Annotated in this window: 15 protein-coding genes; 4 read left to right on the forward strand and 11 right to left on the reverse strand. The window is 50.0% G+C overall.

Annotated elements, in window-relative coordinates; all coding sequences use genetic code 11:
- Nucleotides 1-102 precede the first annotated feature (102 nt).
- On the reverse strand, nucleotides 103-795 hold the full coding sequence (locus tag ACNQKP_RS11440) for a PilZ domain-containing protein (RefSeq protein ID WP_417864843.1): 693 nt from the start codon (nucleotides 793-795) through the stop codon (nucleotides 103-105).
- A gap of 181 nt (nucleotides 796-976) precedes the next feature.
- Here ACNQKP_RS11440 and ACNQKP_RS11445 point away from each other — a divergent pair, with 181 nt between their 5' ends.
- Entirely contained in the window at nucleotides 977-1,306 is a 330-nt protein-coding gene (locus ACNQKP_RS11445; protein WP_417864844.1) for a hypothetical protein, read from the forward strand.
- Between the two features lie 81 nt (nucleotides 1,307-1,387).
- On the opposite strand, the gene ACNQKP_RS11450 is transcribed toward ACNQKP_RS11445, so the two are convergent.
- The 10 genes from ACNQKP_RS11450 to ACNQKP_RS11495 all read right to left on the reverse strand — a co-directional run bounded on the left by ACNQKP_RS11450 (nucleotide 1,388) and on the right by ACNQKP_RS11495 (nucleotide 13,928).
- Complete coding sequence (locus ACNQKP_RS11450; protein ID WP_417864845.1) at nucleotides 1,388-1,954, reverse strand: hypothetical protein; 567 nt, start codon at nucleotides 1,952-1,954, stop codon at nucleotides 1,388-1,390.
- Between the two features lie 470 nt (nucleotides 1,955-2,424).
- On the reverse strand, nucleotides 2,425-3,627 hold the full coding sequence (locus ACNQKP_RS11455; RefSeq protein WP_015090753.1) for a hypothetical protein: 1,203 nt from the start codon (nucleotides 3,625-3,627) through the stop codon (nucleotides 2,425-2,427).
- An 8-nt stretch (nucleotides 3,628-3,635) separates the two neighbouring features.
- Nucleotides 3,636-4,217, reverse strand: coding sequence for a c-type cytochrome (locus ACNQKP_RS11460; RefSeq protein WP_015090752.1), 582 nt, complete (start codon nucleotides 4,215-4,217; stop codon nucleotides 3,636-3,638).
- Nucleotides 4,218-4,221: 4 nt separating this feature from the next.
- The gene (locus ACNQKP_RS11465; protein WP_417864846.1) at nucleotides 4,222-4,746 is read right to left on the reverse strand and encodes a DUF3341 domain-containing protein; all 525 of its coding nucleotides are present in this window, start codon (nucleotides 4,744-4,746) and stop codon (nucleotides 4,222-4,224) included.
- Complete coding sequence (nrfD, locus tag ACNQKP_RS11470) at nucleotides 4,746-6,107, reverse strand: NrfD/PsrC family molybdoenzyme membrane anchor subunit (RefSeq protein WP_011164088.1); 1,362 nt, start codon at nucleotides 6,105-6,107, stop codon at nucleotides 4,746-4,748. Before nrfD ends, ACNQKP_RS11465 begins: the two co-directional genes overlap by 1 nt.
- Nucleotides 6,104-9,241, reverse strand: a complete 3,138-nt coding sequence (locus ACNQKP_RS11475; RefSeq protein WP_417864847.1) for a TAT-variant-translocated molybdopterin oxidoreductase — start codon at nucleotides 9,239-9,241, stop codon at nucleotides 6,104-6,106. Before ACNQKP_RS11475 ends, nrfD begins: the two co-directional genes overlap by 4 nt.
- Nucleotides 9,242-9,253: 12 nt before the next feature.
- Nucleotides 9,254-9,736, reverse strand: a complete 483-nt coding sequence (locus ACNQKP_RS11480) for a cytochrome c3 family protein (protein WP_048349851.1) — start codon at nucleotides 9,734-9,736, stop codon at nucleotides 9,254-9,256.
- 231 nt (nucleotides 9,737-9,967) lie between these two features.
- The gene (locus ACNQKP_RS11485) at nucleotides 9,968-11,608 is read right to left on the reverse strand and encodes a cytochrome c biogenesis protein (protein WP_417864848.1); all 1,641 of its coding nucleotides are present in this window, start codon (nucleotides 11,606-11,608) and stop codon (nucleotides 9,968-9,970) included.
- A complete protein-coding gene (locus ACNQKP_RS11490) occupies nucleotides 11,605-13,020 on the reverse strand; it encodes a cytochrome c biogenesis protein ResB (RefSeq protein ID WP_417864849.1) in 1,416 nt (471 codons plus the stop codon). Before ACNQKP_RS11490 ends, ACNQKP_RS11485 begins: the two co-directional genes overlap by 4 nt.
- Nucleotides 13,021-13,112: 92 nt before the next feature.
- Nucleotides 13,113-13,928: an N-formylglutamate amidohydrolase gene (locus ACNQKP_RS11495; RefSeq protein WP_417864850.1), complete on the reverse strand. Its 816-nt coding sequence runs from the start codon at nucleotides 13,926-13,928 to the stop codon at nucleotides 13,113-13,115.
- Between the two features lie 68 nt (nucleotides 13,929-13,996).
- On the opposite strand from ACNQKP_RS11495, the gene ACNQKP_RS11500 reads away from it, so the two are divergent.
- The 3 genes from ACNQKP_RS11500 (at nucleotide 13,997) to ACNQKP_RS11510 (ending at nucleotide 17,295) form a co-directional block, all read left to right on the forward strand.
- Nucleotides 13,997-14,572, forward strand: coding sequence for a cob(I)yrinic acid a,c-diamide adenosyltransferase (locus ACNQKP_RS11500; protein ID WP_038448910.1), 576 nt, complete (start codon nucleotides 13,997-13,999; stop codon nucleotides 14,570-14,572).
- Nucleotides 14,573-14,583: 11 nt separating this feature from the next.
- Nucleotides 14,584-15,714, forward strand: a complete 1,131-nt coding sequence (locus tag ACNQKP_RS11505) for a hypothetical protein (protein ID WP_417864851.1) — start codon at nucleotides 14,584-14,586, stop codon at nucleotides 15,712-15,714.
- Nucleotides 15,715-15,840: 126 nt separating this feature from the next.
- Nucleotides 15,841-17,295, forward strand: a complete 1,455-nt coding sequence (locus tag ACNQKP_RS11510) for a hypothetical protein (RefSeq protein ID WP_374028235.1) — start codon at nucleotides 15,841-15,843, stop codon at nucleotides 17,293-17,295.
- The last annotated feature ends 3 nt before the right edge of the window (nucleotides 17,296-17,298 follow it).

A 17,298-nucleotide genomic window follows, 5' to 3' on the forward strand; every position in this document is an offset into this window, starting at 1 on the left:
AGTCAGAAAGGGTCGTCGCGGAAAGCGCCGTACTAGTTTGAAAATGTGATGAATAATTATGCATTTGCATCACATTAGTAGTAATCCCCCACCCTCAAGGGGTCAAGCACTCACCGCAAGAAATTGCACACCAATAATCTGCTCACCCTCAGGCGAACAGGCGACCCAGCGGACCTGAGATTCCACAGACACCCAGACGCCATGCTGGTTCTTGTACATCAAACTTATGAAGTCCTTTTTCTGGACCTGTTCCTGTCCCAGGGAGATCTGTGCCCCGCCTTGGGAAAAGTCCACCATGTGGCCTTCACGCAGAAACTGAACCCAGGCCCCGGTCGGCGAACTTTCCGCCATTACGGACTTCTTTAACATCACCGGAGAACTGACCGCCATGCGATCCTGTTTGCGGCTTTTTAAGCTCTCGCCATTTAGGCGACGCGTCACAAGCTGTTCTATTCTTTCGCGCTCAGACTCCCTCAGAACAAGGATGTCCGGGCGATTCAGAATAAGTTGATGTACAGAGTTTTCAATATGTTGAGCGATAAAAATAAACGACGCCTTTACCTGGGAATGACTCCAGCTCAAGAAGGCCTGAACCGCGCGCAGACTGAGGTTTTCGGTGCGAATGATCACGTGAAGATCCCCTTTTGAAGATTGAAGTGTTTCCTTAAGTTCAGCCGCACTTCGCGACCGATACCAGCGCACGCCCCGCAGTCTTTGCAGATACAAAGGCAAATGCTGGCTCGAACTGAGATAAATAAGGTCCTTAAAACGCTCATTGGGCATGAAGGACTTCATTGCAAAACGGAAGCCCGCGGATCAAACGCGTCTATATTTGAGATCACCGTATAGCACGTGGACAGTCGTATAGAATGCTTTAAACAACATTGTTAAATTACTGATTTACCTGAATTAAAATACAAATAACTATCTTTGAACAATACTCATGAAATTCAACAATCTATTCAAGGAGACCTCAATGAAATCAGTTTTTTTGGCAAGCGTGGCATTTCTGGCTATGACGTCCCTGGCAACTGCCGAAGAAAGCATGACCGACAAGGCCGCAACAAAAATGGAAAAAGCTGGCGACAAGACCAAGGAAGTCTATAAAGACGCCGAAGTCGGAACCAAAAAAGCCGCCCGCAAAGCCAAAAGAACAGCCAAGCAAGGCATGAATCGAATTGAGGAAGCCACATGCATGGAAGGTGATATGAAGTGTGCCGCAAGAAAAGCCGGCAATCACATGGAGGAAGGCAAAGATGCCGCCGTCGATGCCGCAAAGGATGCTTCAGACACAATGAAAAAGTAACCCTTCAGCGTAAACCCCTAAAAAACAAAACGACCGGCCTGAAATCGGTCGTTTTGTCATTTAAATCCTTCAAAACAGCACTTACCTGCACTGCTGGGCGACCTGCCTCAACTCTGACATCTCGTCACAGTCAAAGCGCGACAGCCGCGAGCACACATAGTCGATGCAGGAAATATCCACCAACCCCCTGCACAACCCCACCACCTCAAAGACCTCGACCTTTTCATCACAGGAAAAACGCGACATGCGACTGCACAAGCTGGTCACACAAGGCCCACTGACATTGCGACAAGCCCGGGTGACTTCATACATATCGTCCTTGTCGTCACATTCAAAGCGGCTAAGCTGCTTGCACACAGCCTCTACACAACGCCCGGGAAAACCTCCCCCTCCACCACCACCGTCCGGAGGACAATTCGGAGGCCGGTTCGGTGGCGGATTGCCAGGGTTGTTAGGAGAATCCGGCGGATATTCCTCAGGCGGCAAAGGCCTTGGAGGATTCCCCAAGATAGAGACCCAAAGGTCTTTGGCAGCATAAAACTGATCCACCAACTGCTGAGTTTTGTCGGCAACATTCACCGGCACCGCCAGCGAATCCACCGTCGTTAAGAGCAACAAGATCACAAGCACAGAGAGCAAGTTTCTCATACGTCCTCCACACAGCCCAAGGATGTGCCAATGGAAAACAGAAACAACTAAAGACGCCAAATAAGGCCAAAATACAGGTCCAGAACCCCACCAATGACACACCGTAGACGTAAAAAATCACCAGGCACCTTTTAAACCTTTTAAAGATACCCCTCCCTCCGCCAACGGGCGACCAGCGGCGCCAGCACGCTGTAGCTATTCGGGCCGGGCGCCTTTCGCCAAAGGCGAAACAGCCAAACGTCTTCGAGGCGGCGATGAAACACCCGGTGCCGAATAAGAGCCAGGAGGCTGGCGGAGTGGGGGCCTTGGCCCTCAAAACCGAGTTCCGCAGCACCTGAAAAAAACTGCCGTAGTAATCAGAAGAGTAAAAAGAATAAAAAAAGGGAGCCAAGATAGGCTCCCTTTGTGCGAGGACTGTCTGAGCGTTTTGAGGGCCAAGGCCCCCACTCCGTCAGCCGACCACGTGCTACTTAGTAAGCAACGTGGTGGTTCAGCGCTTCGTGCATTCTTGGGTCTTTCAACGGAACCAAAGAGTGCTTAGACCAGAAGGACATGATTGTCAGAAGGAACGCACCCGCGAAACCAGCGAAGATGCCGATTTCCCAGAATCCGAAGGTCACGTGACCGTCGAAGAAGTTCGGGTAAACCATCCAATAAATGTCCACGTATTGCATTACCAATACCAATACAGAGATCAACAACACGTTGCTGTCGTTGCGTTTCATTCCACGAGGCAAAAGCGCCAGGAACGGAACCACGAAACGGAAGATCAGAAGAGCCATTGAGATGCTCATCCAGCCGCCTTGAGCGCGCGCGATGTAGTACTCAGTTTCCTCAGGGATGTTAGCGTACCAGATCAACATGAACTGAGAGAACGCAATGTAAGCCCAGAAGATGGAGAATCCTTTAAGGTATTTCACCACGTCGTGCTGATGCTCTTCAGTCACATAACCCTTAACCAAACCAGAGCGTCTCATCAAAACGATAACGATCGCCAGGAATGCCATGCCCGCCTGGAACATACCAGAGAAGCCATAGATACCAAAGATGGTGGAATACCAGGTTGGCAGCAAGGACATCAACAGATCCACGCAGAACAAAGAGAACATCAAAGCGTAGAACACGATGAAACCAACAGATGGAGCCACGGACTTCGTAGTCAAAGACTCGTCACCGGACTTGTCCTGTTTCAAAGAGTTGCCCACGATCACATGACGGAAGATCATGCAACCCACCGCAAAGATGAACAGACGAATCACGAAGCCACCCATGTTCAGGTAGCCGGTTTTCGCTGCGATCACCGGATTTTCAGCCACCACCTCTGGGTTCGCCCAAGGGTAAAGGTGTTTGAAACCAACCAACAGAACCAAACCACCGATCAGAATCGCCGGCAGGAAGGACGTTGTTGCTTCAGCATAACGACGGATGGATACAGACCAGCCGGCTTTAGCCACGTTGTTGATAACGATCCAGAACAAACCACTCAATGCCAGGCAAGAGAAGTAGAAATAGGACACCAGGTAGGAAGTCCACAATCTGTCCTGATTTTTCATAAGACCGATCACGAAAGTCAAAAGACCAATTGCGATCAGGGCGAAGCTCAGCGTTTTCAATTTCGCTGGAGCTTCAAATTTCGATACATGCAGATTTACATGATGATTGCTTGCGCCCATTTTACAACCTACTTAGCTTCTTGCTTCTCTAGGAAGCGAATATAGTTAACAACCTGCCAGCGGTATTGCTGAGGAATGTGGGAAGCATAAGGACCCATCACACCCTGGCCCACTGTGATCACGTGATACATGTGACCATCAGTCCAGCCTTTGACTTTATCAGTCAGCAAAGAAGGTGGTTTCAAAGCCATTTTTGCGGAGATGGTGGACTTCGCAGCCTCACCGCCTTCACCTTTGTAACCATGGCAAAGAGCGCAGTTTGTTTCGTAGAATTTCTGACCTACGATCAAAGTCTCTTCGTCCATTTTGCCAGCCAGTGGATTTTTCAGATTCTTGGAAGCGGCTTCCACGTCGGTGGCATATTGGTACGGTTCAAAACCAACCGGCGCTGTCCCTTCTGGAGGAACACGCATGCCACGGTGATGAGGAGCATCCGCATCGTAGGACTGAGCCTTGACTGCCGGAGTCACCATCATATCCTGGATAATTTCCACATTCGGCTTGTTGCCACGAGGACCGCAGCTGGACAACGCCAGAACAGCCAATCCCGCTGCTGCAACACCCATTGAAATATTCACGATGTTTCTCATCTTACTAGTACTCCGTCTTCTTCACTTCAGTTGCGCCAAGCTCTTTGAACATAGATTCAATTTTAGCTTCGTCGTAACCGTTGTCATTGTGCGGGATAAAGATAGCGAACTTGTGGCAGCTTAGATCCGGATCGATCACCGGTGGATCCATGCGCGGAATACCGCAGGCATAGAACAAAGCCCCTACTGAAGAAAGCGCCGACAACAAAATCGTCAATTCGAACATGATAGGTACAAACGCAGGCAAGCTGAAGAACGGCTTACCACCCACGTTCACCGCCCAGTTCACAGCAGATGTCCAGTAAGTCAATGCAAGACCACCAGCCAAACCAGCCAGACCCATTGTGAATGCCACGTAAGGAATCCAGGAGCGTTTGATGCCCGCTGCTTCTTCCATTCCGTGAATAGGATAAGCAGAGATCGCTTCAAACTTCGTGAAACCGGACTCACGCACTTTGCGGGTCGCTTTCAGAATTTGGTGCTCTTCCAACCAGATACCAGCAATACCTTTAGTATATTTAGCCGCCATTAGTGGTGCCCTCCTTTATCATCGTAACCCACATGCAATACGGGCTTCACTTCCGCGATAGAAACCGCAGGGAACAGACGCAAATACAACAAGAACAGTGTCAGGAACATACCGAAGGATCCAACCAGAACCCCGGTATCGAACCAAGACCAAGCATACATGCCCCAGGAAGAAGGCAGGAAGTCTCTGTGCAAAGAAGTCACAGTGATCACGAAACGCTCGAACCACATACCGATGTTCACCAGGATGGACACTACGAACATCACCGGGATGGAACGACGGAATCTGCGGAACCAGAACAACTGAGGGAAGATGGTATTACAAGAAACCATGATCCAGTAAGACCAGCCGTAAGGACCGAACGCACGGTTGATGAACACGAAGCGCTCGTATTGGTTGCCAGAGTACCATGCAATGAAGAACTCAGATGCGTAAGCGTAACCAACCAGCATACCTGTGGTCATGATGATCTTATTCATCACTTCCATATGATCCAATGTTACGTAGTTCTTGAATTCAGGGAATCCAATACGAACCAACGTCATCAGAGTCACAACCATCGCGAAACCGGAGAAGATCGCACCGGCAACGAAGTATGGAGGGAAGATCGTGGTGTGCCAACCCGGCAAGTTAGAAACCGCGAAGTCGAAGGATACGATCGTGTGAACGGACAAAACCAGCGGAGTGGAAAGACCTGCCAGAAGCAAGTAAACCATTTCGTAGTGAGACCAGTTCTTCGCAGTACCTCTCCAACCCAAAGACAACGCACCGTAAACAGTACGGCGAAGTTTGTTTTTCGCACGGTCTTTGATAGTTGCAAAGTCAGGAACCAAACCGATGTACCAGAACACCATGGAAACTGTCGCGTAAGTGGATACCGCGAAAACGTCCCAAAGAAGCGGAGAACGGAAGTTCACCCACAATGGACCACGTTGATTCGGGTACGGGAACAACCAGTAATCCAACCAAGGACGACCGGTGTGCAACAGCGGGAACAGACCCGCGGTCATAACCGCGAAAACGGTCATCGCCTCTGCGGTACGAGCTACGGAAGTTCTCCACTTTTGACGGAACAGGAACAGAACCGCGGAAATCAGAGTACCGGCGTGACCGATACCGATCCAGAATACGAACGTAACGATCATCGTACCCCAGAACACCGGGCTGTTCACACCCAGAAGACCGATACCCACACCCACGACGGATGCCAGGATACCGATATAGAACAGAAGCAACGTCTTCGCACCCAGGAACATCCCCACCCAACCTTTGGATGGGAAGCGTTCCACCGGAGCGCAGATGTCGTCAGTAACATCTTTCAAAGTTTTATTGCCAAGGACTAATGGGCTACGCTTCATCATGAGTGCTCACCTTGTTTTGCAGTACCGTGACCTTTTTGATCACCAGTTGATTCTTTATCATTGTTACGGATCTTGGAAAGATAGCGAACGGACGGAGCCGCATGCCACTCTTCAAGAAGTGCATAACCACGTTCTTCAGTTTTGAAGATTTTGGCTACAGCACTGTTTGGATCGTTCAGGTCACCGAATACGATACCGCCTGCAGGACATGCAGTCTGACACGCAACCTTAACATCCCCGTCTTTCAACTGACGTTTTTCATTGCGAGCCACTGTTTTGGCATCCTGGATTCTTTGAACGCAGAATGTACATTTCTCCATCACCCCGCGGGTACGAACACCCACAGAAGGATTCAGAGCCATGTGCATTGGCTTCTCGATCAGTTTCGCATAGTTGAACCAGTTGAAACGACGTACTTTGTACGGGCAGTTATTCGCGCAATAACGAGTACCAACGCAACGGTTGTAAACCATGTCGTTCAGACCCTCGTCAGAGTGAACCGTCGCCAGAACCGGACACACCGTTTCGCACGGAGCATTGTCACAGTGTTGGCACATCACCGGCTGGAAGACCGCTTCTGCGTTCTCCGGATTGCCGATGTAGTAACGGTCGATACGCAACCAGTGCATCTCACGACCTTCAAGAACGTATTTCTTACCCACAACTGGAATGTTGTTCTCGGATTGACATGCAATCACGCAGGAAGAACAGCCTGTGCAGGAATGAAGATCAACCGCCATACCCCATTTGTGACCACTGTATTCGTGACCGGACCAGATGGACCAAACGTGTGGGTGCGGGATGCCTGTGGATTTCTTTTTGTTGTAATCAGCCAGTGTCGCTTCAACCGCGATAGTACGGCCTTCCATTGTGTGGTGACCTTGCGTGATCGCAATTTCATACTTCTTGGAAGTTTTCTTGAAGGACGCAGCAGTACCAGCAGCAATAACTTTACCGTCTTTAGCCGTTACGAATGCAAAGGCGTTTTGACCGATGCCATTACCAACTTTACCAGCGCGCGTGCGACCGAAGCCGACAGCCACTGCCAAAACATCGTCGTGAAGACCCGGCTGGATCAACACTGGAAGTTCCAGAGTTTTACCGCCCACAGTCAGTTCAACCACAGTCGCTTGCTTCAGGCCGTGCTTTTCAGCCGTCGCCAAAGAAACCATCACATAGTTGTCCCAAACTGCTTTGGTCACTGGATCTGGAAGTTCATGCAACCAGGAAACGTTCGCCAAGGAGCCGTCGCCGTGTTGAGAAGTGGAATAAAGCGCAAGTTCAAAGCCTTCTTTAGCCGCTGCCGGTTTGATGGATGTGAATGCATCCACTTTGAAGGAACGAGAAGAAGATCCAGAGTTGATCTCCCCTACATAACCTTTTTGCAGAGCCGTCTGCCAGAAGTCCTCGAAGGACTGACCTTTTCCGTATTTAGGGAAGATGTCAGATTTCCAGAAGACGCGCAGGTAATCATAGAAGGTCTCGTAGTCACGAAGACGGGATGGACCCATGTTCGCAAGGTACGCCCAAGTCATCAAAGACAACTGGAAGGAACGAGTGTCGTACATTGGACGGATGGACGGCTGGCAGATGCTGTAAACGCCGGAAGCCAGTTCCATATCGCTCCAGGATTCCAACGCGTGGTTGTCCGGAGTGATGTAGTCAGCAAATACGCCTGTTTCGTCGATACGATCACCTGTGTAAACAACCAGGTCGACTTTTTTGATAGCCTCAGCAAAGCCCATGTCCGCGCCCAGAACGAAGCCTGGATTCACACGGTGGATGATCAAAGTTTTCACTTTGCCATCTTTCATGTCTTTGATCAAAGCAGCCATGTCAGCATTGGAAGCTTTGTCACCTTTGTTTCCACCGTTGTGGTCAACAGTCTTACCGTCGTTACCCAGGATGGAGTTCAGGAAGTTCACTGCCACCTGAAGTTCTTTGGATTTTTCAGTCAGAGTGGTGATACCACCTGCAACCACCAGGGAAGTACCCTGATTAGCCCAAAGATCTGCCGCCACTTTCGCGAACAAAGCAGGTTCCACATTCAGTTTTTTAGCCACGTCAGCAAATGGAGCCAAAGCCGCTTTCACCGCGCTGTTGCCAGCGTGAGAGGAAGCACCTTTCTTCACGATGATTTCGTGAAGAAGACCCATCACAACATCCAGCTGCTGGGACGGCTTGATTTTCATGCGGATGTCCGCATTGGCGCCAGTCAAAGAGTAATTAGAATCGAAGGACACCAAACGGTTCATGTTTTTGATGTCTTTACGGCCTTCAACGAACTGATTCGTGAACGCTGTAGGAGAAATCCATGTACCAAGGAAGTCAGCATCGATGGAAACGATCATTTTCGCTTTATCGAAGCGGAATGCCGGGACCACGTCGTCGCCGTAAGAGGCTTTTTGACCTTCACGAACGTCGTCGTTGGAAAGAGCTTCCCAAACCACGTGCTTGGCTTTGAAACCTTGAGCGAAATCACCGATCACCGCGCGGGTTGCCGGAGAAGCCACGTTGCCAGAAAGGATGACAACGTCACCTTTTTTCAGTTGCTCAACAACTTTTTTATCCAGGTCTTCCCACTTAACGTCGATCACCTGGCTGTTGGATTTCTTTTCGTTGAACAGGTTGCGCTGAGGACCTTTCAGTCTTTCAGGGTCATACATGGACAACAAAGAAGCCTGGGAACGGATGCTCAAACCGCTGATGCTGAATGGGTGACCAGGGTTTGCTTCGATTTTAATAGGACGGCCTTCGCGTGTCTTAACCAAAACACCCAAAGCGTCAGAACCGTCGAAGTACGCAGAGGTATAGTAGTTCGCCATACCCAGAGTCACTTCTTCCGGCTGTTTGTTGTAAGGAACGATTTTCTGAACCGGACGACGGATGCAACCTGCAGAAGCCATCGCAAGGGATGCACCCATCAGCTTCAGGAATTCACGGCGTGCCCAGCCGCCTTCATCGTCACTCTCACGCAATGGAGAGGACTGGAATTCAGTGGAAGCAATTTTGTTGAACTCTGGATCGTTGCTCCATTGTTCAAGACTGTTCCAGTATTTTGTGTCGCGCTCCACTTTCGGGCGAAGCGCTTTTTTCATTTCTAAATCGTGATCGTGATCATGATGTTCAGACATTTTACCAAACCCTTAGTAGTGGCAAGTTGAGCAGTTAAGTGGAGCTTTGTTCTCTGGCTGACGGTGACAGTTCACGCACCAACCCATAGAGAGATCAGAGAACTGTTGAACGGTTTTCATGGTCTCAATCGGACCGTGGCACGTCTGACAGTTCACGCCTTTGGCAATGTGGGCATTGTGGTTGAAGTGAACGAAGTCCGGAAGCATGTGAACGCGAGTCCATTCAATGGAGTCCCCGTTATCATAAGCTTCACGCAGCTTTTGGATTGCCGGTTTGTCGGTGGCAACCTGCAAGTGACAGTTCATGCACGTTGAAAGCGCAGGAATGTTTGCGTGTTTTGTTCTCTCGATTTGATTGTGGCAGTACTGACACTGCATTTTGTGCGTACCCACATGTAGAGAGTGATCAAAAGGAATCGGCTGTTCTGGAGCGTATCCTTTATTATATCCCCAACCCGGCTGGAATTTACAGCCTGTCAGAAGTGTTGTAACCATGAGCGCGCCAATAAACGCCATTGCGCCCGCCGCTGTTCTTTTGAATACCCGATGCATAATCATCCTTCGCTAACTCATTACGATGTGGGCCAAAGACAAACGAATGCTGTCCTAATTTTAGTTTGCTCCTATTTAATGGTGGAAAAGTCCAGTTGTCCATATTCTTTTTGCAAGCATATTGAAAAAGAGAGAAACTCGGACCCGTCCGCTCAAAAAGTGTGCACACCAAATTTAAGACTCTTTCGTCGCCTTCTTCCCTCTGCCTTGTCTAATCACACTTACATAAACCACTAACAGCATGTGCGCTGCCACGAAAGCAGACACATACTCAACCCCACCAGCACCGAAGCCGTAGGAATGAAGCCCCGCGCCAAGTACGAAGTTCACTCCGTACCACGCCATGATCACCAATGAGAAAGTGATAACCGCTGTCACTACCATTCCGAAATGCTTCAACATGCCTGCGTATCGAGCATGCAGCACCGCCAGATAACCGAGCAGCGCGATCAAAGCCCAAGTTTCTTTTGGGTCCCAACCCCAGAAACGACCCCAGGAGTAATCCGCCCAGATACCACCAAGGATGATCCCTGGAGCCAGGAACGCGACACCAATCTGCATAGCGCGATAGATACTGGTAGTGATAGCCTTGATCTGTGCCTGGTGTTTATCTTCGCCACGCAGGTAATAGAACAATCCCAAATCACCCAACCCGAACGCCAGGAAGAAGGCCGCATAACTGATAGTGATTGTCATCACGTGGATCGTCAGCCAGTAGTTGCTGCGCAAAACCGGCTCAAGCGGTTGCAAGCTCGGATCCAAAACCGCCGGCGCAAAGTCCGCGATCACCAGACCAAAGGCAGCCACCAAAGTCCCCGCCACCAGAATCAAACGGTACTTGTAAATGATTTCCAAAATCGCCGCAAACAACACAGTTCCCCAGGCAACCCAGACAACTGTTTCATACATATTGGATACCGGCGCACGGTCCATGATGTACATGCGCAAACCAAATCCATAAGTGTTCAGCGCAAAACCGATTCCCAACAGCACCCACGCCGCCGTCATCAGGGACTCTTTGCTCAAAGCCCACACCAGCAACAACACAAGGAATGCCAGGAAATAGAACACATACGCCCAGCGGAACGGATGGAAGGAATTATAGTGAACTTCCGCCGTGATTTTGCCACCCAGACTGTACAAAGCCGGATTTTCCGTTTGTGCCGCCGCCTCAAAAGCCGCCACGGCTTCATCCAGAGCTTTGCCGGAAACAGAAGAGTCCCCTTTTTCCGCGATCACACCCAGATAAGTCACAAAGGCCTTGGTCACATCCAGGAATTTCGCCTGTAGATGCTCTGGCAGATCCGCCACCGCCAGCCACGTGTCGCCTTCTTTAGGAGGAGCGACCTTCAGCATACGGCCGGCTGCAATTTCCTGGAACACAAAGAACTGGTTTTCCAAACGCTGCAAAGCCTGGAAGTACGGATCCAGCTTTTCCTTGGTTTCACGCTTGGCCTGAAGTTCCTGGCGAAGCAGGGTGAATCGTTCGTTGGCAAAAAGCTCTTCGCCGTTGAAATAGCGCTGATCTTTCGGAAGATTCATCGCCTGCAGAACCTGGTGGTTGCGCACTTCAAAGATTTTTTTGCCTTCCCACGCCTGCGGGGACAGCATCCAGGTCAAAACGATTTCGGTGGCATTGCGGCCCTCGAACTTCGTTTTGCCATAAACAATCTCCAGCATTTCCTTGGCGAAGCTGTCGTAAGGCTTGATACGACCGCCGTCCTGAACCGGCATGGATTTCAGCAGATCACCGGGCTTGGCCACAGCTCCGCAAGTCACCAACAATGAAGCAATGATGAGGAATATTTTTTTCATGATTCTTTCTTCCCAGTCCCCGCCTTACGGGCGAGTTTGAAATCGAGATGTTTAAACCACATTAAAAGCACGATACCCAAAGACAAAACCAAAGACCCCAGGTACTTCAGGAAGCGGCCCGGATCATGGTTGATAGAGAAGATCGAAGCCACTGGATGACCTTCTTCTTCCTGGAAGCTGGCCTGATAGATGGTCAAACCTTTGTATTTCAAAGGCTCATTCATCGAAATCAGATATTCGCCAAAATCCGGAACTTCCACCAGACTTTCATAGGCGGCCGCCCGCATGGTTCCCTGATAGCGCGCCACTTCGAATTTTTTAAGCTTCAAATTGAAACCCAAATCAATACGGCGGTTGCCGTAGGTCAGAAGGTAGACTGAATTCGTGGTGAAGAGCTTCACCATGTCATTCAGAAGAACCCAGTTTTCTTTACCATCAAAGATGATCTTCACTGCGGAAGTGGTCAGCGGGGTGGGACGACTGGAATCCTGCAGATCCCAATCTTCACGCGCCGCCGGCAGGAAACGCAGCACACGGAAATTCAGGGCCATTTTAAAGCCTGGATCAAACACATCGCCCTCTTTAACAAAGCCCTTCTTCAAAGGTTTGTCAGAGTCTTTCTGGAAGACCACGTATTTCAAACCGTCTTTTTCCGGCGTCAGGAAAATTTCATTGGCGCCACGAGGCTTTTCCGGAGCCGGGCCCATAAAGATTTGTGCCGGACCGAAATTGTGGCTGACCAGATTGCCCGGTTTCTTTTGAACCAGCCATTCGATCACATTCACGTTGTCATTCTGAAGCTGGAAACGCAGGCCTGCCCCGGTTTTTCCGACTTCGCCTTCAATCACCTTCTTGGAGGGAACAACGTATTTTTTGTAATCAACAATTCTGATTTCGCCTTCATAGGCAGGAATGATGAAAGGCTTGTCAACAGTCGGCGGATTCCTGAAGAAGTCCACTTCTTGTTCCAGAGTTTTTGTGTAGCGGTCACCGTCAAACGAAGTGTAGACGACGATATCGGTTTCGGCGGTTTGCACGAAGTTATTGGCCTCACCAATACCCACACGCATAGAACCGTCCAGACCCCATTTCCAGGTCAGAAGAGAGCCCGCCAGCAGGATGATAATCCCAATGTGCGCCAGAACAAAGGCCGCATGACGCTTTTTCCAGGGCCAGCGATCCGCCATCACGGCGATCAGGTTGATCACCAAAAGCCCCATGACTGCATACATGTACCAAGTGTCGTAAACCAACTTTTTGGCGGCATAAGCATCATACTTGGCTTCAACAAAAGTCCCCACTGCAGTAATCACGGCCAGGGCCACAATGATGAAAACCGCGAGCTTCAACGACGCCAAAGGCTTATTGATTCTTTTAAACAGGGATTTTTGGGGCGCAGAGGTCTTATCCAAAGCCGATCCTTATTGAGAGCTTATTGATTTTGGTATAGCTATCAATAGTTTAGATCGGCTTTGATGACCACGCTTTTTGGCTTTACGACGCCCTACATTATATGCATCAAATTGTTGCGGACATAACTTACGGCCGACAGAAGCTTCTCCTGAACTTTCTTCGCTTCTTCAGGTTTCAGCTTTTTGGTCTTCTCATCCATGTACAACGAGCGGTTTAGCTCCACCTGCAGTGTATGCTGGTCGCGCTTTGGATCACCATACTGCTCTGTGACGCGCCCGCCAAAGTACGGCCAGTTGTAACCGACTTTGAATCCGGCAGAAGCATAGGCCGCAATCACCAAATCTTTAAAGCGCGGGTCACAGCTTTTGCCTTTGCTGTCGCTGACAACGATATCGGCTCTCAGCTCGCCTGGATCGCGGTGTTCACTGGTCCCCAAAGAAGGCATGCTGTGCGCATCAATGTGATAAGTTTTCTTGAAACCTTTTTCGTGCAAGTCCGCATACAGCTTGCGAACGCCGGCATGGAAGGGCTCATAAACCAGCTTCACCAGTTCGTTGTGCGCATCCACCGACATTGGTTCTTTCATCAGCTGATGTTTGTAAGTCGTGATCACCCAGTGAAAGCCACGGTTGTGCATGCCGGCCGGGTTGCTGTTGCCGATAACGGACGTTGCGTCCACGTCTTCAGGCACCCGATTCAAATCGGCCGCATAACGATGCCACTCGGTTTTCACATAGGGAATGTGCAGCTTGTGCAAAGTAGGTTCATACAGAAAGTCGACAAAGCGATCCACGTCGCACATCAAAACTTCCTCGGGCAATGACTTCAGCCAAGGCGTTTGATCCGGAACTTTTTCACCGGAATGGGGGATCGTCACAATCAAGGGAACTTCATTTGCGCTTGTCATATATAAACTCTCACTTCTTGACCTGATAGACCTTAACCGTGACACTAAATACAAGAAGGGTCAAATCTATGACGAATGCTCCCAAAGCCAAAATTTATACGCGCACCGGCGACAAAGGCAGCACCCGCCTTGTGGACGGTTCCTGTGTTGAGAAATTCAATCCACGCGTCGAGGCTTATGGGACCGTGGACGAACTGAACAGCTATCTGGGTGTGGTGCGTTCGACTTTGGCCCCCTTCCCCGAGATGTCAGAACTCAATCATTCTCTGGAAAAAGTGCAAAACGAGCTTTTCAACATCGGAAGCCTGCTGGCGACTGAAAAAGATGAGGTCTTCAAACTTTTGCCGCCCATTACGGAAGAACAAATCCGCTATCTGGAGCTGCAAATTGATGAACTGACCACAACCCTGCCGGAACTGCGCAACTTTATTCTGCCAGCCGGTCACCCGACATCCGCGCACCTGCATGTGGCGCGCACCTTGTGCCGCCGCAGCGAGCGTCGTTCCGCCGAAATTGCGGTTAAAGACGAGCGCTATTCCATGACTTTGCAGTATCTGAATCGACTGAGCGACTATCTGTTCGTGGCAGCCCGCTGGGCCAACATGAAACACGGAGTCGCAGACGTTCTTTGGAAGAAAACCTAGGAAAAAACTTAATGAGATTAGAGATCGCAAAACCTGAGGACTCCAAAGCCCTTGTTGAGTTTTACAAAAGCTTCCCCCTGAACGGCCCGGTTGAAATCCGCATTGATCGCGAAAAGGATTTTTTCGCGCCCTATTCCGTGCAATCCGACCAGCACCTGACTTACCAGCTTAAGACCGATGAAAACAAAATCGAGGGTATGGCCAGCTTCGTGGTTCGCGATGTGTGGCTGGATGGGAAAGTTTCCACCGTCGCCTTTGGCCGGGATTTGCGTATTTCTTCCAATCGCCGTGCGATTTTGGAATGGTCTCAGCACTTTTTGCCGGTGATGAATGAAGTTTCCCAAACTCTGGGGAACAAGTATTTGTTCTCGGTGATGAGCATGGCGGATGTGCAGGCATTGAATGCCTTTGTGCGCCCCCGCTCGATGAAGCGTCCTTTGCCGAACTATCACCTGTTCCGCCGCTTTAACATGGTTTCCGTGCATGGCCGTTTGCCGTGGGCGTCCAACCCACTGCCGCATCTGCGCCTGCGCCGCGGAAGCGCGCAAAACGTGGATGCATTGATTTATTATATCACGCAAAAATCCCGTCAGCGCGATCTGGCCACGACGTGGGATGAAACCAGCTTTATGGAAAAACTCGACCGCTGGAAGGGTTTGAAGCTGGAAGATTTCATCATCGCTTTTGACAAGAATGAAAATATCGTGGGCTGCGTGGCCCCGTGGTCTGCCGGAGGCATGCAGGAATTTATTCCGATGCAGTATTCTTTGCGCGGACACAACTTCCGTCAGTTCCTGAAGTTCGGAAAGATGCTGGGTTGGACCCGCACCTTGACGAAGCCTTATTCCCGTCTGAAAATTGAAGCGGGATTGAACTTCAAATATTTGAATTTCCTGTTTGCCGACAACGGCGACATCTTTGAAAGCCTGCTTTGGAAGGCCTTTGATGATGCCAAGGAAAATGAATTCCTGGTGTACACGCAAACGCGCACTGAATTTATCTATCGCCGTCCCCGCAACTGGATTTCAGCAAAGATGCCGTTTGGGGTTTACCTGCTGATTCCACCGGATGCCGAGGTGCCGTCATTCATGCACCCGAACAACGAAAAACCCGCTGAAATCGAGCCCTTCTTTGCCCTGTAGCCGGTAACTATTTTGGGCACTTTCGACAGTGCTTAGGGGCTTAAATCAGCCCTGCTTTATCCCGTGCAGGCGCTGGTTTTGCTTGTGTTTTCCTATATGGGAAACTCACAAGCGCGCCGTCTCAAAATGAAACAGTTCTCTAAAGCCTTGGTTGCCGGGGTTTTGGGCCTTTCTTTGACCGCTCAAGCCAGCGACCTGGGAACGGATGTAAACAACATCTCTTCTGCCAATAAGATCGCTTTGACCCTGATCAGCAAGCTTCCCAATTCAGGCGTTAAAGACGGCCTTGAACGCTATTACAACATTCTTTCCCTGAAGTCTTATACCTATGACAATCAAGTGGCCAACGCCAACACCGGCGTGGCTTTGTTCTTTGAACAACAGTTCGAGCAAAATGCCTGCTTTGCGGAAAAAGCCTATTTGTTCTATCGCGATTTGAAACTAAGCACGAAACAACGCCAAACTGCTGAAGGTGATAAGTCCCGCCATGCGCGACCGTCTTTGGGGGATGTGGCTGGCAAAAACCGCAAGGATTTAAAGCCCGGCTGGCTGTATGAAAAAGCACTGAAGTACGCCAACGGAAATCCCAACGTGGCGATGAGTCTGATTGGGCTTTGCGGACATGACGATAAAAACCAGGGCGAATTCACCAATCAGGATGTTGAAATCAAACTGACCAACAGCGGAATTCCTTCTGATGAGCTGTACTCCCCGACTGACGGGAACTCGGAAATCAACACTGTCTGCCCTTCTCAGTATGCGGATTTCTATGTGGCCGGCGGCCTTTCCAAGGCCTCTGATATCAGTGATGACCTTAAGAAAAAAGTTTTAAGCATTCAGTATCCGGGCAAGAAAGACATTCAGATTGCCTCTAAAAACTATCATGTGATGGGTGCCGCTTTTATGACCTGCCAGATGATCGAAGCCGGCTTAAGTCCGCTTCTGGCCATTCAGGTTGAATCCATGGCGGCCCACCTTTATCGCGGCATTCGTCTTTGTCAGCAAATTGAAATTCCGGCGCATCTATTCTGGAGCTTGCAAAGAACCAAAGAGGTCGCCTTGCGCGGCATGGGCCGCACCTTTGAAGAAACCGTCATTGAAACCACTTTGAAACGTGGCCGAGAAAAACAATGCGGTTACGACAAAGTTGCCAAAGATCCTTTCTGTAATTTCTTAAAAACTGTGGGTGCACCGTTTGATCTTTCCGTACCGCGCATTGAAGCCCGTGCCCGCACGATGCTGGAAAAGTACATGGATAATATGGTTGCCAGCGGTATTTACTCCTCGTGGCATGTCAGTGGCGAAGTGGCCGGCATCAGCCTGCCTTGTTCGCGCGATCAGCTGTGGGGCCCACACCCGTTCCTGCAATGGTTGATTGCCAAAACCGAAGTCAGCCTGAATATCTGCGGCAATGGTCTGACGATGGAATCTTGTCGTAAAGCGGTGCGCACCGTGAAATCCTGGGAAACTGATTTTGACTGGACCGTTTCCCAACATGCTGCGGGCGCACGTTTTGCCGCCAAGGTGTGCAAACCTTACCCCAAAGGCAAGAGCTCATTTGACGGCATGTGTGGAAATTAAATT

The sequence above is a fragment of the Bdellovibrio bacteriovorus genome (genome assembly GCF_048286975.1).
GTDB classification, from domain to species: domain Bacteria; phylum Bdellovibrionota; class Bdellovibrionia; order Bdellovibrionales; family Bdellovibrionaceae; genus Bdellovibrio; species Bdellovibrio bacteriovorus_H.

Bases quoted from the DNA above. Each gene is read 5' to 3' on its own strand.
- nrfD (WP_011164088.1), bottom strand. From the start codon at position 6,107: ATGATGAAGCGTAGCCCATTAGTCCTTGGCAATAAAACTTTGAAAGAT.
- ACNQKP_RS11480 (WP_048349851.1), bottom strand. From the start codon at position 9,736: ATGGTTACAACACTTCTGACAGGCTGTAAATTCCAGCCGGGTTGGGGA.
- ACNQKP_RS11510 (WP_374028235.1), top strand. From the start codon at position 15,841: ATGAAACAGTTCTCTAAAGCCTTGGTTGCCGGGGTTTTGGGCCTTTCT.
- ACNQKP_RS11500 (WP_038448910.1), top strand. From the start codon at position 13,997: ATGACGAATGCTCCCAAAGCCAAAATTTATACGCGCACCGGCGACAAA.
- ACNQKP_RS11455 (WP_015090753.1), bottom strand. From the start codon at position 3,627: ATGGGCGCAAGCAATCATCATGTAAATCTGCATGTATCGAAATTTGAA.
- ACNQKP_RS11465 (WP_417864846.1), bottom strand. From the start codon at position 4,746: ATGGCGGCTAAATATACTAAAGGTATTGCTGGTATCTGGTTGGAAGAG.
- ACNQKP_RS11445 (WP_417864844.1), top strand. From the start codon at position 977: ATGAAATCAGTTTTTTTGGCAAGCGTGGCATTTCTGGCTATGACGTCC.
- ACNQKP_RS11505 (WP_417864851.1), top strand. From the start codon at position 14,584: ATGAGATTAGAGATCGCAAAACCTGAGGACTCCAAAGCCCTTGTTGAG.
- ACNQKP_RS11495 (WP_417864850.1), bottom strand. From the start codon at position 13,928: ATGACAAGCGCAAATGAAGTTCCCTTGATTGTGACGATCCCCCATTCC.
- ACNQKP_RS11460 (WP_015090752.1), bottom strand. From the start codon at position 4,217: ATGAGAAACATCGTGAATATTTCAATGGGTGTTGCAGCAGCGGGATTG.
- ACNQKP_RS11440 (WP_417864843.1), bottom strand. From the start codon at position 795: ATGAAGTCCTTCATGCCCAATGAGCGTTTTAAGGACCTTATTTATCTC.
- ACNQKP_RS11475 (WP_417864847.1), bottom strand. From the start codon at position 9,241: ATGTCTGAACATCATGATCACGATCACGATTTAGAAATGAAAAAAGCG.
- ACNQKP_RS11450 (WP_417864845.1), bottom strand. From the start codon at position 1,954: ATGAGAAACTTGCTCTCTGTGCTTGTGATCTTGTTGCTCTTAACGACG.
- ACNQKP_RS11485 (WP_417864848.1), bottom strand. From the start codon at position 11,608: ATGAAAAAAATATTCCTCATCATTGCTTCATTGTTGGTGACTTGCGGA.